The sequence below is a fragment of the Streptomyces sp. ActVer genome, assembly GCF_027270795.1.
GTDB lineage: Bacteria > Actinomycetota > Actinomycetes > Streptomycetales > Streptomycetaceae > Streptomyces > Streptomyces umbrinus_A.
The window spans coordinates 1-13,164 of record NZ_JAPWHT010000292.1 but is presented as its reverse complement, the minus strand read 5'-3'; the positions used below and the strand labels follow the sequence as shown (position 1 = coordinate 13,164).

The 13,164-nt window shown below is 70.6% G+C and carries 12 protein-coding genes and 1 pseudogene; 8 read left to right on the top strand and 5 right to left on the bottom strand.

Annotated features, from left to right (window positions below; translation table 11 throughout):
- The coding region (locus tag O3Q52_RS35450; protein ID WP_332112974.1) for a GntR family transcriptional regulator at positions 1–733 on the bottom strand (733 nt) is incomplete at its 3' end.
- 265 nt (positions 734–998) lie between these two features.
- On the opposite strand from O3Q52_RS35450, the gene O3Q52_RS35445 reads away from it, so the two are divergent.
- The 3 genes from O3Q52_RS35445 to O3Q52_RS35435 all read left to right on the top strand — a co-directional run bounded on the left by O3Q52_RS35445 (position 999) and on the right by O3Q52_RS35435 (position 4,513).
- Positions 999–2,492 carry an NCS1 family nucleobase:cation symporter-1 gene (locus tag O3Q52_RS35445; RefSeq protein WP_269652733.1) on the top strand — a complete coding sequence of 498 codons (1,494 nt, stop codon included), beginning with the start codon at positions 999–1,001 and terminating at the stop codon, positions 2,490–2,492.
- Between the two features lie 2 nt (positions 2,493–2,494).
- Complete coding sequence (locus O3Q52_RS35440) at positions 2,495–3,211, top strand: aspartate/glutamate racemase family protein (protein ID WP_189840405.1); 717 nt, start codon at positions 2,495–2,497, stop codon at positions 3,209–3,211.
- Positions 3,212–3,625: 414 nt separating this feature from the next.
- Complete coding sequence (locus tag O3Q52_RS35435; protein ID WP_269652734.1) at positions 3,626–4,513, top strand: glycoside hydrolase family 6 protein; 888 nt, start codon at positions 3,626–3,628, stop codon at positions 4,511–4,513.
- Positions 4,514–4,556: 43 nt separating this feature from the next.
- Here the strand turns inward: O3Q52_RS35435 and O3Q52_RS35430 are convergent, their stop codons facing one another.
- The 4 genes from O3Q52_RS35430 to O3Q52_RS35415 form a co-directional block, all read right to left on the bottom strand.
- Positions 4,557–5,171 (bottom strand): gamma carbonic anhydrase family protein, encoded by a 615-nt coding sequence (locus tag O3Q52_RS35430; protein WP_269652732.1) that lies wholly within the window; start codon positions 5,169–5,171, stop codon positions 4,557–4,559.
- Between the two features lie 9 nt (positions 5,172–5,180).
- Positions 5,181–5,582 (bottom strand): RidA family protein, encoded by a 402-nt coding sequence (locus O3Q52_RS35425; RefSeq protein WP_269652731.1) that lies wholly within the window; start codon positions 5,580–5,582, stop codon positions 5,181–5,183.
- Positions 5,583–5,801: 219 nt separating this feature from the next.
- Positions 5,802–6,944 (bottom strand): asparaginase, encoded by a 1,143-nt coding sequence (locus O3Q52_RS35420; protein WP_269652730.1) that lies wholly within the window; start codon positions 6,942–6,944, stop codon positions 5,802–5,804.
- Between the two features lie 133 nt (positions 6,945–7,077).
- Complete coding sequence (locus O3Q52_RS35415; RefSeq protein ID WP_269652729.1) at positions 7,078–7,500, bottom strand: MazG nucleotide pyrophosphohydrolase domain-containing protein; 423 nt, start codon at positions 7,498–7,500, stop codon at positions 7,078–7,080.
- A gap of 139 nt (positions 7,501–7,639) precedes the next feature.
- Here O3Q52_RS35415 and O3Q52_RS35410 point away from each other — a divergent pair, with 139 nt between their 5' ends.
- The 5 genes and pseudogenes from O3Q52_RS35410 to O3Q52_RS35390 all read left to right on the top strand — a co-directional run.
- Positions 7,640–8,806 (top strand): peptidoglycan recognition family protein, encoded by a 1,167-nt coding sequence (locus O3Q52_RS35410; protein ID WP_269652728.1) that lies wholly within the window; start codon positions 7,640–7,642, stop codon positions 8,804–8,806.
- A gap of 715 nt (positions 8,807–9,521) precedes the next feature.
- Entirely contained in the window at positions 9,522–9,956 is a 435-nt protein-coding gene (locus tag O3Q52_RS35405; protein ID WP_269652727.1) for a hypothetical protein, read from the top strand.
- 176 nt (positions 9,957–10,132) lie between these two features.
- A complete protein-coding gene (locus tag O3Q52_RS35400) occupies positions 10,133–10,924 on the top strand; it encodes a nucleotidyltransferase domain-containing protein (protein ID WP_269652726.1) in 792 nt (263 codons plus the stop codon).
- Between the two features lie 41 nt (positions 10,925–10,965).
- Positions 10,966–11,697, top strand: coding sequence for a hypothetical protein (locus O3Q52_RS35395; RefSeq protein WP_269652725.1), 732 nt, complete (start codon positions 10,966–10,968; stop codon positions 11,695–11,697).
- A gap of 698 nt (positions 11,698–12,395) precedes the next feature.
- Positions 12,396–13,164, top strand: a pseudogene (locus tag O3Q52_RS35390) (FUSC family protein); the annotation flags it as partial.

Sequence of the window (13,164 nt, the reverse complement as noted above, 5' to 3'; positions counted from 1 at the left end):
AGCCGGAGCCGGAGCCGGAGCCGGAGCCGGAGCTGGAGCCGGAGTTGGCATTAGCATTGGCATGGGAGGCGGGGTTGGGGCCGGTGTCGCTGTCGCCGAAGAGGTGGCGCACCGTCGAGCGGTAGTTGGCCTGTACGTGGGCCAGGGCATGGGCGCGGGCCCGCTCACGGTCGCCGGAGGCGATGGCGGCGTACAACTCGCGGTGTTCGGCGAGGAGTTGGGGCCACTCCTCGTTCTGGCGGGTGAGCCAGCGCAGCCGGCCGTCGACCGGCTCCATCACGGAGATCAGCAGGCTGTTTCCGGCCATCGCCAGGATCCGGTCGTGGAAACGGGTGTTGATGTCGGTGATCGCCTCCGCGTCGTCCGCGCGGGTCGCGGCGGCGGCGCGGTCGAGGAGCTCCTCCAGCTCGGCGAGATCGGCCCGGGTGGCGCGCTGCGCGGCCAGCCCGGTGGCGTACACCTCAAGGGCCTCGCGCAGTTCGAAGAGTTCCGCGACGTCCGTCGGGGTCAGGCGGCGTACGACCGTGCGGCGCGGGGTCTCGAAGAGGACGAAGCCCTCGGTGACCAGGGCCCGGATCGCCTCGCGGACCGGTACGCGGGAGACCCCGAACCGCTCGGCCAGCTCGCGCTCGACCAGCCGGTCGCCGGGCAGCAGCCGCCCGGCGATGATCTCCTGCCGCAGCGAGCTGAGGACCCGCTCGCGCACCGCCCCCAGCGGTTCCACCGTTGTCATGGGTCCATCCTCGCCGAACCAGGGACGGTTTTACCGAGCTGTAACCGTACGGACATGGCGAGATGTCGTCGGCGGCGAGACCATGACCTCAGTTTGGTATACCAAAACCGCAAGTGGCTGATCCCCGGGCTTCAGCTCTCAGCCTCTCCATGTCCCTCTCCATGCCCCACCTCGCACGCCCCCGTCCCCGCACTCTCCTCGCACCCCGCACCAGCATCCGTACTCCCCGCAGTCCTCCCGTCGTCCCCTCGCTCATGGAGGCCTTGTGTCCCTCGCCGATCCAGCGACAGCCACCGGCACGCCGGCGTTCGTCCCCGATCCCCGGCTCACCAACGAAGACCTCGCGCCCGCGGGCAAGCGCAACTGGAAGGTCTTCGACCTCTTCGCCATGTGGATGTCCGACGTCCACAACCTCGGCAACTACACGTTCGCGGCGGGCCTGCTGGTCCTCGGCATGAACGTCTGGCAGATCTTCACGTCCCTGCTCGTCGGCTTCGTGCTCATCTACGTCGGCATGAACTGGATGGGGAGGATCGGGCAGAGCCACGGCGTGCCCTTCCCCGTGATCAGCCGCATCAGTTTCGGTGTCTGGGGCGCCAATATCCCGGCCCTGATCAGGGCCGTCATCGCCATCATGTGGTACGGCATCCAGACCTACCTGGCCTCCGTCGCCGTCAACATCATGCTGCTCGCGGCCTGGCCGGGCCTGGAGTCCTGGACCCGCAGCTCCTTCCTCGGCCTCGACGCCCTCGGCTGGGTGTCCTTCCTCTCGCTGTGGCTGCTCCAGGCGCTCATCATCAGCCAGGGCATGGAGTCCGTACGGAAGTTCCAGGACTTCTGCGGTCCGGCCATCTGGCTCGTCATGATCGCCCTCGCGATCTGGATCCTCGCCAAGGCCGGCTGGACCATCTCGCTCACGACGACTCCGAACCCGGTCTCCGTCGGTGAGCAGTGGCGCCAGTGGTTCGGCGCGATCGGGCTGATCCTCGCCACGTACGGCACGCTGATGCTCAACTTCTGCGACTTCTCGCGCTTCGCGCCCGACTACAGGACGGTCAAGCGCGGCAACTTCTGGGGCCTGCCCATCAACTCGACCGCCTTCGTGATCGTGTCGGTCATCGTGACGGCCGGCTCACTGGAGGTGTTCGGCAAGGCGATCACCGACCCGGCCCACCTCGTCGCCGAGATCGGCAACACCTGGGTCCTGGTGCTGGGCGCGCTGACCTTCGCCATCGCCACCATGGGCGTCAACATCGTCGCCAACTTCGTCTCGCCCGCGTACGACCTGGCCAACGTCTGGCCGCAGAAGATCACCTTCAAGGTCGGCGGCCTGATCAGCACGGTGGCCGCGCTGGTGGTGACCCCGTGGAACCTCTTCTCCAACCCCACCGTCGTCCAGTACTTCCTCGGCGGTCTCGGCGCCTTCCTCGGCCCGCTGTTCGGTGTGATCATGCTCGACTACTTCTGGGTCAAGCACGGCCGCATCGACGTGAACGAGCTCTTCAACGCCGAGCCCGGATCGCGCTACTACTACCGCAAGGGCGTCAACCCCAAGGCCCTGTGGGCGTTCCTGCCCGCTGCGGCGGTCTCGGCGGTGCTCGCCCTCGTGACGACCTTCAGCGAGGTCGCCCCGTACTCGTGGTTCATCGGGACGGCGCTGGCCGCCGGACTGTACGCGCTCCTGTGCCGCTCCGAGCGCGCCGCGGCCCCTGCCACCGAGCCGGCGCCGGCTCCGACTTCGGCTCCCGTGGAGGGCTGAGCGTGCGGATCGTCGTCACCAACTGCAACACGACGCAGGGGATGACCGAGGAGATCGTGCGAGGTGCCCGGGCCGCGGCAGGCCCGGGCACCACCGTGCTCGGACTCACCCCCGCCTGGGGACCCGAGTCCGCCGAGGGCTGGCTCGACAGCTATCTCTCGGCGGCCGCCGTGATCGACACCCTGCGGACGTACGAGGGTCCGTACGACGCCGTCGTCATGGCCGGCTTCGGGGAGCACGGGCGCGAGGGCGTACGGGAACTCGTGGACGTACCCGTCGTCGACATCACCGAGGCGGCGGCCCATCTCGCGTGTCTGCTCGGGCGGCGGTACGGCGTCGTCACCACGCTGGAGCGGTCGGCGGGGCAGATCGAGGACAGCCTGTACGGGGCCGGGGTGGCCCAGCACTGTGCCGCCGTCGTGGGCACCGGGCTCGGCGTCCTCGACCTCGGCGACTCGGAGCGCACGGAAGCGGCCTTCGTGGCCGCCGCCGAGCGCGCCCGGGACGCGGGTGCCGAGGTCCTGGTGCTCGGGTGCGCCGGGATGACCGGGCTGCAGCGGGCGGTGGGGGACAAGCTGGGGCTGCCGGTCGTCGACGGGGTGGGCGCGGCTGTGAAACTCGCCGAGTCGCTGGTGTCACTGGGGCTGACGACGAGCCGGGCGGGGAGCTATGCCAAGCCCCTGCCGAAGCGGCGTACTTGGGGGCCGCCGTCGGAGTGATTCTCTCCGCCCCCGAGCGGCGAACGGGGTGGCCTGGCGTGGCTGACCGCAGACTCCGGGGGAGCGGCGCCGGTACGTGGGCGGTGCCCCGCGGAGGAGTCGCCGCCGTTGCCTCCGGCGGTGGGAACGGAGTCGGTCGTGGTCGCTGGTACGGGTGCCCGTGTTCGGTTGTTCGCCCGTGGCACCCGTTCCTGTGCCAGCCGTGCCCGTGCCCGTGTCCGGTTGTTCACTGGTGGCCGGGGCCGGGACCGTCCCGGGGGTCGGTTCCGGTTTCGGGTGGCCGCTGTCGCGCTGGCCGCTCTGGTGGTCGCCGCCTCGGCGGGTGTGTGGGGTGCCGGGACTTCGGGTGCGCGTGAGGCATCCGGCGCGCGCGGAGTGTTGGGTGTCGGTCCGGCCGGGCGGGGCGAGCCGCAGGTGAGGGGGCCCGGTCCTGTGGAGTCCTTCTGGGTCGATCCCCGGTCCCGTGCCGCCCTGCAGGCCGCCGAATGGCGCCTTGCGGGACGGACCGCGGACGCCCTGCTCATGGACCGGATCGCCACTCGTCCCCAGGCCGAGTGGCTCAACGGGCCCGCGTCCCGGGCAGTGGTACGGGCCCGCACCGCCGCTGCCGCACGACAGGGCCGTACGGCCGTACTGGTCGCGTACTACATCCCGCACCGCGACTGCGGTTCGTACTCGGGAGGCGGGGCCTGGAACGCCGCGGGCTACCGGAAGTGGGTCGACGACTTCGCGGCGGGGCTCGGCGACCGGGACGCGTACGTGATCGTCGAGCCGGACGCCGTGGCGCAGGCGGTGGCGGGCTGCGTCTCGGTCGTGGCCGAGGAGCGGTACGCGCTGCTGGCGTACGCCGTGGACCGCCTCAAGCGGCAGCCCGGTACCCGTGTCTACCTCGACGCGGGCAACTCCGCCTGGCTGCCGGCCACTTCGCGACTGGTCGAGCCGCTCACGCAGTCGGGCATCGCCCGCGCCGATGGCTTCGCGCTGAACGTCTCCAACTTCCAGACGGACGCGGCCAGTTCGGCGTACGGGAATCGGCTGTCGGCGGCTCTCGGCGGCAAGCACTTCGTGATCGACACGAGCCGTAACGGCAACGGGCCCTACACCGGCACCGATTCCTGGTGCAATCCGCCGGGCAGGGCCCTGGGAACACCGCCGACCACCGCCACCGGCTCCCCGCTGATCGACGCCTACCTGTGGATCAAGCGCCCGGGCGAGTCCGACGGCACCTGCCGGGGCGGACCGGCCGCCGGGCAGTGGTGGCCGTCGTACGCGCTGGGGCTGGCCCGGAACGCCCGCGGTTGAACGGGCCCGGCACGTGTGGGGCGCGCCGGTCCGGGCCGGGACGTCAGTCGGTCGAGGGGTGGTCGTCGAGGACGCGGTCGTCGAGGTGCACGGCGAAGTGGTCCGTCTGCCGGGCCATGATGTCCCGCATGGAGGTCCCGCGCGGGACGCCGTACACCGTGCCCGGGAAGTCCAACTCCCTTTGCACCTGCCACAGTTCATCGTGCTGGCCAGGTGCGAAGAGCTGGGCTTCCGGGGCGCCGGCGGCGATCCATCCGATGGGTACGACCGAGCCGGGCGGCAGGATCGAGTTGGCGTGCAGCACGCTGTTGATCCGCAGTTCCGAACCGGCGCCCGCGACGGCTCCGGGGAAGGCGGAGGCTCCGGTGGCCACGAAGACCTCGTCCTCGATCCGGGCGCCGTTGACGTGGGCGTGCGGTCCGATGAGTACGGCGTTTCCGATGAGCACCGGGTGACGTCGCCGTCCCCGTACGAGGGCGTTCTCCATGACGGCGACGTGGTCGCCGGTCCTCACCTCCCCGTCCTCCGCGGTGAGCACGGCGCCGTGCAGTACACGGGCGTGTTCGCCGAGGGTGACCGCGCCGCAGAGGACGGCGGTCGGCGCGACGTACGCGGAGGCCGGGACGACGGGGCGCTGCCCGCGGTGTTCGATCAGCATGGGGGGACTCTAGGCCGGGACCACGGCCGTGGCCGTGATCTCCACGAGCTGGCCGGTGTAGCCCAGACATGCGATGCCGAGGAGGGTGGAGGAGTGCGGGCCGACGCTGAGGAGGGAGGCCTCCACGACGTCCCACACCTCGGAGAGCACCGCTGGGTCACTGCTCACGACATACACATCGGTGTACGCGACGTGCTCGAAGTCGCTGCCGAGCGAACGGAGTTGCTCGCCCAGGTTCGCGATCACCCGCTCGGCCTGCCGTACGGGATCGCCCGGGCCGACGAGCTCGCCGTCGGCGTTGAGGGGCACGGAACCGGCGAGGAAGGCGAGACGCGTGCCCGCCTCGACGACGGAGGCGTGGGAGTAGGTGGGCGGCTTGAAGAGGGTGGGGACGGTGACGCGCTTCAGCATGGGTGGCCTCCCGCGGACGGATCGGTGGACGTCGAGGCAATCGGTGGATGTCGAAGGACAGCCCGCCGATGATGCGGCCCCGCCCGGCGGGGCCGCATCCGAATATCCACCGCGGATCCCCCGCGAGGTGTCACCGGCCGCAGCCGACGGTCACCTGGTGGCCGACTCGGCCTTCACCTGCTGGCCGACCCGGTCGTCATCTGGTCGTGAACTCGGCTGTCACCTGGTGGTGAACTGGGCCGTCCCCAGGGTCGCGAACCACTCCCGTATCAGCTTCTCGTCCTTCGTCCCCGCGAGCGACAGGAGCAGCAACAGCCGGGCCTTCTGCGGGCTCAGGTCCTCGGCTCCGATGACGCCGGTGGTGCCGGTGGTGCCGTACACCGCGCCCGATCCGGTGCGGGTGGTCGACGCGAACGTCACCCCCTTCTTCACCGCGTCCGTCCGCGCGGTCGACATCGCGGGCGATATGCCCCCGGCGCCCGTGCCCGCCGTCACGACCCCCTTGGCGCCGCCGTCCGCGTACGCCTTGATCGCCTCGCCGCCCGCGTCCTGGTACGAGTACGCGATCTCCACCTTCGGCAGTGGCTTGCTCTCCTTGGCACTCGCCTTGCCGACGATCCGGTCCAGGTCGAAGGGCGTACGCCAGGCGCTCTTGCCGCATTTCTGGACGCGGGCCGGTGCCCGGTTGAGCCGGATGTTGTCCTGGTCGACGGCGCCGAGCACCCCGGAACGCCCGCTCTCGAAGGTGTCCATGCGCAGTGCGTTGGTCTTGCGGACCTCCCGGGCCGCCTGGATCTCGTCGTTGAGCATGACGACGGTCCCGTAGCACTTGGTCTTACGGCTCGCGGCGAGCTTGATGGCGTTGTAGAGGTTGGCCGGCGCGTCCGTGCCGATGACGGTCCACGGCCGCATCGACCCCGTGAGGACGACCGGCTTGTCGCTGCGCACGGTCAGGTCGAGCCAGTACGCGAACTCCTCCATCGTGTCCGTACCGGTGGTGACCACGACGGCGTCGTTCTTCTTCAGCGCGGCGTCCACGGATGCGGTGAGCTTGCGGTAGTCCGCGATGGAGTAGCCGCTCGACCCCTTGTTTCCGAACTGCTCGGTCGTCACCTCGGCCAGCCCGTTCACCTCCGGCCGCAACTCGTCCACCATCTTGGAGATCGCGAGCTTCCCCGACTGGTAGTCCTGGAACGAGACGCGGTTCGTGCTGACGCCGGAGATGGTCCCGCCCGTGCCGATCACCGCCACTTCGGGCAGGTCCTTCTTCTCCTCGGCATGGGCGCTCGCACCTGCCAGCGAGACTCCCGCGGCCACGGCGAACGAACAGAGCAGGGCGGTTGTACGGTGGGCGATCTTCACGGGTGGCACGGCTCCTTGCGGGTCGGTGATCGGCGCTCGCCCGCCGACCGTAGGAAGCGGTGTTTTCCCGAGCGTTGCGTGTACGTGTCGATCACCGTGCGCGGCGATTTCCCCGGCCGACGGGCCGAGCCGCTCAGGCGGTGGACCGAGGCTCCCAGCCCTGATTTCGCAGCACGTCCGACACGTCCGGAGCCCGGTAGTGGTCCCCCTTGAGGACCTTGCCGTCGGCCCGGCGGCTGACCCGCCCGTCGGGTCCCAGCTTCGTCATGTTGGCGCGATGGATCTCGGCGATCACCGCGTCGAGGTCGATGCCGTGCACGAGCGCGGTGCCGTACGCGACGTACACGACGTCCGCGAGCTCGTGCGCCAGCCGGTCGAGCGGACCGGCGACGGCGACCTCCGCCACCTCGGCGGCCTCCTCGGCCAGCAACTCACCGCGATGGGCCGCGAGTTCCGGGGAGACCTCCGTGGGTGTCGTGCGGGCGTCGAGTCCGAAGGCCAGATGAAATTCATGGACGAGACGTGCGGGGGAGGAGGGGGAGGGGGAGGAGTGCATCCGGGGATTTTATCGAGGGGCGCGGACAGGGCCGGTAACCGGACCCCTTATGCTCCGTTGAGTCTTCAAGCATGGCTGGCGTGTGGGCCCGTACGCCCCGCCGCCGTCAGGAACGACCAGGAACACCTAAGGAAGCCCCATGACTGTTCCCCCCACCAACCCCACCCCTCCCCCCTCTTCTCCCGCTCCCGCGTCACACCGTGCCCGGTCCCGCGTCACGCGGCGCGGGCTGATCGGTGCGGCGGGCGCGGTCGCGGCGGGCGCCGCGCTCACCCCCGTCGTGATGGCCAACACCACCTCGGACGCGGCCGGTTCGGACACCACCGACGCCGAGCCCGGTACGACCTCCGAGACCTTCCCGAAGACCCGCGCCAAGGAGGCCACGGGCGAGGCGCCTGTCGAGGCCGCCTTTCCCATCGGTTACGTGGGCGTTCGCTGGGCCGGCACCCGCGAGGCCACCGGCGGTGGCATCCGGCTGACCGACGCCGACGGAGGCAAGGGAGCCTGGAAGTCCCTGAGCGGCAACGGCTGTTCGGACAGCAACGGCGGCGCGCTGCTCATCCCCGTCGACCGGGCCGCGGGCTACGAGCTGAAGGCGCCGGACGGGGCCACCGGGCTGCGTTCGCTGGCCATCGACACGACGGAGGGCCCGGCCCGCAAGGTGGCTGTTCCGGCGGACACGACCCGGGTGCGCGGTGTCGCCTACCTCTCGCGGGCGGCCTGGGGCGCGGACGAGAAGCTCCGCTTCAAGCCGGACGGCACGGAGAACACGCCTACGGCGTACTACCCGTTCCAGACGCTCACGGTCCACCACACCGCCACCGCCAACGACGACCCGGACCCGGCCGCCACGGTGCGCGCGATCTACCAGCTCCACGCGATCACGAACGACTGGGGCGACATCGGCTACCACTTCCTCATCGACGACAAGGGCAACGTCTACGAAGGCCGTTACTCGGGTGACGACGGCGTCGCGGCCCACGACGCCGACGGCAAGCTCGTCACCGCCTTCCACGTGGGCGGCTTCAACTCGGGGAACCTCGGCATCGCCCTCCTCGGCAACCTGATGGAACAGGGCCCGACCGACGCCGCCCGCGCGTCCCTCACCAGCCTGGTCCGCGCCCTGACCCGCTTCCACGGGGTCGACCCCCAGGCCCAGGTCACGTACACCAACCCCATCAACGGCACCACGAAGGACGTCAACGAGATCAGTGGCCACCGCGACTGGCTGTCGACGGAGTGCCCGGGCGACGTGATGTACGGGGAGCTCGCGAAGCTGCGAAAGGCCGCGGCGGGCACCGGCTGAACAGCAACGCCGAGTGCCGCGGGCGTCCGTGGGGGTACCTCCGGGTACCCCCGCAGTGCCGGCTCCCGTGCCGCCCTCCCCGTACGCAATACGTCCGCCGCGCGCGGGCGTTCGGGATCACTCCCACCGGAGCGCCCGCCCGGCCTTGCGTACGGGACGGACCGGTCCTGGCGCACACGGAAACGGCCGGACGGCGTACGAGGACCCCGAAGCGCGCCGCCTCAGGAGCCCCGGCAGTCGATGTCCGGCACAGCTCCCACACCTTCGGCCGGACGACCGGACCGCACGCGCCGATGCGCGACCCACCCGCCCTGCACGCCCCAAACGAGCCGCCTCGCGTGACCGCTCCGCGCCCGCTAGGGATGGCTTCCGTACGCCTCGACGGAGACCACACGGCGGACGGAGGCGACCATGACGTCGGAACGATCGCGGCCAGATCCGAATCCGCAGCCGGATCCGCGGCCACACCCGAATCCGCAGCCTGACGACATCGGCGGGGTCCTGATCCACCGTGGGCTGCGCGAGGAACTGAGCCGGCTGGCAGACGCCGCCGAGTCCGGTCGGAGGGCCGAAGCGGTCCAGGAACAGATCGAGTTGGTGATCGCCGTACTCCCTAGGGGCAGGCCCCGCAGGGGATTCCTCGGGTGCTGTGCGGGGGCGTTGTCGGTCGGTCCGGCTACCGTGGGAATCCATACCCTGAGATGAAGGGGGCCCGATGGAAGCGGAGTTGGCGGCGCTGGCGGCGGCCGGGGCGACGGCGCTCGTGCAGCAGATGGTGACCGACGGCTGGGCGAACGTACGGGACCGGGTCGTCGTTCTCTTCTCGCGAGGGCGGGACGAAGAGGACGTCGTGGGCGAGTTGGAGGAGTCGCGGGCCGATCTCGTCGCCGCGCGGGACGCCGACGACGAGGGGGCCGCGGCGGACGTCCAGGCGTCGTGGCGCACCCGGCTCCGGCGCACCCTGCGCGACGACCCTGAGGCTGCCGCCGAACTCCGCGCCTTGCTGGACGAGTTGACCCCGCCCTCCACGGCCCCCGCCCCGGGATCCGTCCACAACACCATCAGCGGCGGCGTGCAGCACAGCGTCGTGGTCCAGGCGCACACGGTCGGCGGCGGCGTGACGATCGGACTGCCCCCGAGGCGACCGTGACGCGCCCTTCAGGAGCGCGGCCCGGAGCGACGCATGTGATGAGCGCCCCGGGCTTGGGCGACCGCCTCGCGGATGACGCCCCGTCCCGGTGACCAACAGCCTCATGACCAACAGCCCCGTGACCAACAGCCCTGTGAGCAACAAACCTTGAGCAACAACTCTGCGAGTGACCGCCCGTGAACGACCGTGCTTTCCTCGACACCGTCACCGGCCGCCTGGCCGCGCTCCCGGCGGTCCGGGCAGTGGCCCTCGGCGGCTCCCGGGCCCAGGGCACGCACACGTCCGCCAGCGACTGGGACCTGGCCGTCTACTACCACGGCGACTTCACTCCCGCCGCCCTCCGCGCCATCGGCTGGGAGGGCGAGGTCTCCGAGATCGGCGGCTGGGGAGGCGGCGTCTTCAACGGCGGTGCATGGCTGACGATTGACGGCCGCCGCGTCGACGTCCACTACCGCGACCTCGACGTCGTCGAACACGAGCTGGCGGAGGCGGAGGAGGGCCGCTTCCACGTCGAACCGCTGCTCTTCCACCTCGCCGGAATCCCCAGCTACCTGCTGGTCGCCGAACTGGCCATCAACGAGGTGCTCCACGGCAGCCTGCCCCGACCGGCGGCCTACCCGGAGAAGCTCCGCCACACCGCCCACACCCGCTGGCACGACACCGCCCTCATGACCCTCGCCTACGCCAAGGCCAACCACGCCCCGAACGGCCGCCGCACGGAGACCGCGGGCGCCATCGCCACGGCCGCCATGCAGGCCGCGCACGCGGTGCTGGCGGGACGGGGGGAGTGGGTGACGAACGAGAAGCGGTTGCTGGAGCGGGCGGGGTTGCGGGGCGTCGACGACGTCATCGGCTCGCTGTCCACGGACCCGGGCGCGAACCCGTTGCTTCTGGCCATCGCGGCGACCCGGACACTCTTCGAACGGACGGGACCGCAATCGGACGGTTCCACCATGGACGCCGAATAACCCTTGGAAAACGTCAAGTTGACACTGCTACCGTCACCGACGTGGCGAAACTCAATCAGATCATCGCGGTAGAGAAGGGCATCAAGTCCAAGTCTCATCAGGACCTGACGGCTGCTCATCACGGGCTGCAGAAGCCGGCGTTGCTGGCCGGAATCTCGCGTACGTATCAGCCCAAGGACGAGGAGGGTGAGCAGTTGCCGCCCGAGTCGACTCGGGTGCAGGTGCAGGCCGAGGACGTGCTGCGGGACACCGCGGCCACGCTGACCCGGCTGTTCGACGTGACCGCCACCAAGGACTGGGCCAACTGCACGGCCCGCGCGGACATCAAGGTCGACGGGCGCGTGCTCGTCGCCGACGTTCCGGTGTCCTATCTGCTCTTCCTGGAGAAGCAGCTCACCGATCTCAACACCTTCGTGCGGAAGCTGCCCGTGCTCGACGCCTCCGAGTCGTGGGTGCAGGACCCGTCGGCCGACGCGTGGAAGACCGAGCCGGTCAGGACGCTGCGTACGAAGAAGGTCCCGCGCAACCACGTGAAGGCGGAGGCGACCGACAAGCATCCGGCGCAGGTCGAGGTGTACTACGAGGACATCCCCGTCGGGTACTGGACGACGGTGAAGTTCTCCGGTGCCCTTCCCGCGCGGCGCGTCAACGAGCTGCTCGACCGCGTCGAGAAGATGCAGCAGGCCGTCAAGTTCGCCCGGGAAGAGGCGAACGGCGCCGACGTCACCGACCAGCGCGTCGGAGACGCCGTGTTCGGCTACCTGTTCGGGTAGCCTCGAAGACTCCCCGGTCCACTGCGACCGGGGTGCGCGAGGAGCGCAAGCTGAAACTGAAGCTTGTCGTGACTGCGCGGTTCCAGTGGAGGTTCGAGTCCTCCCCGCGGCACCAACTCGGCACCCGTACAAGTCGTACACGGTGTCTCGCGCCGCGGTAGCCCAACTGGCAGAGGCAGACCGCGATCAATCTCAGACTATTGCTCCAGACTCAGCATTCGCCGCCGATCGCCGGATCGACCGGGCTCAGGCTCCGGGCGTCGAAATGCCGGTTCAAGTCCGGCCCGCACAGCTCGATGTGCGGTGGTCCAAAGGCAGGACGCGGCGACATAACACTGACCTGAGTTCTCAAGCGTGCCGGTGTGCGACATGGGTGGCATCACAGGGCTCGGGGGCCGGCTACGCCTCCGGGCCCGCTCCCGTTCGGGGCCGCCTCCGGCGCTGCACCTGTTCGCGCGCGGATGAGGCCGCTCCTCTTTGCGCGGGCGGGGCCGCCCAGGTCACCCCTGGAAGACGTGCACCCGGCCCGCCCCCGATTGCGTACATAAAGAACGCGGCCACTACGACAATCGTCACATCGCCGAAACGTGTAGACCCCATACCCTCCAGGAACCCGACCTACCGTAAGCACCACCGCCCAGGCCGACGTCGCCCGAAGGCATGCCATCCGCAACCGCCCTCGTCCCGACAGGAGCCCCGTGCCCGCGCCGCGCGTTTTCTCCGTTGCCCTGCCGCCCTGGCTCACGCATGCCCTGCGTGCGCAAAGGGGGCCCGTGCCGTGGAATGCCGTAGTGCGCGGGGCACTCGCCGCCGGGCCGCTGCTGCTCGCGGCCGTGCTCGTCGGGCAGGAGTCCGTCGGGGTCATGGCCGCCCTGGGAGCCATGCTCGCCGGGATCAACGACAGGCCCGGGAGCCGGCGCACCGCCGTGCATCGCATCGGGGTGCCCGGGCTCGCCGGGGCCGCGGGGCTCGTCGTCGGTACGTATGCGGGGGAGGGCCTCGGGGCTGTTCCGCTGACCCTGATACTCACCGCGCTCGGCCTGCTCGCCGGGGCCGTGAGCGCCGTGGGGCCCGTGTCCTCCGGGGCCGGTACCCAACTGCTCGTCGCCGCCGCCATCGGGGCCGGGATGCCACTGCCCGAACCCGGATGGCAGCGGGCGCTGTTCTTCCTGGCCGGAGCCGCCTGGCTGATCGCGCTGCGGCTTGCGCTGCCCACGCCCGGTGCCCTCGCCCACGACTTCCGGTTCGACGGGGAGCGGGTGGCCGTGGCGGACGTCTACGACGCCATCGCCGAGTTGCTCGCCGCTGTCGGCGGCGAGCAGGCCGGGGCCCGGCGGGCCGCCCTCACCGCCGCGCTCGACCATGCTCAGGACGCCCTCGCGGGTCCGCGGCTGCGGCGGTACGCCAGTTCCTCCGCCGAGCGGCGGCTGCGGGCGCAGTACGCCGCCGCGCTGCCGCTCGCCGAGG

Coding starts and splice junctions, on each gene's coding strand:
- O3Q52_RS35430 (WP_269652732.1), bottom strand. CDS start 5,171: ATGCTGATCGAACACCGCGGGCAGCGCCCCGTCGTCCCGGCCTCCGCG.
- O3Q52_RS35425 (WP_269652731.1), bottom strand. CDS start 5,582: ATGCTGAAGCGCGTCACCGTCCCCACCCTCTTCAAGCCGCCCACCTAC.
- O3Q52_RS35415 (WP_269652729.1), bottom strand. CDS start 7,500: ATGCACTCCTCCCCCTCCCCCTCCTCCCCCGCACGTCTCGTCCATGAA.
- O3Q52_RS35410 (WP_269652728.1), top strand. CDS start 7,640: ATGACTGTTCCCCCCACCAACCCCACCCCTCCCCCCTCTTCTCCCGCT.
- O3Q52_RS35405 (WP_269652727.1), top strand. CDS start 9,522: ATGGAAGCGGAGTTGGCGGCGCTGGCGGCGGCCGGGGCGACGGCGCTC.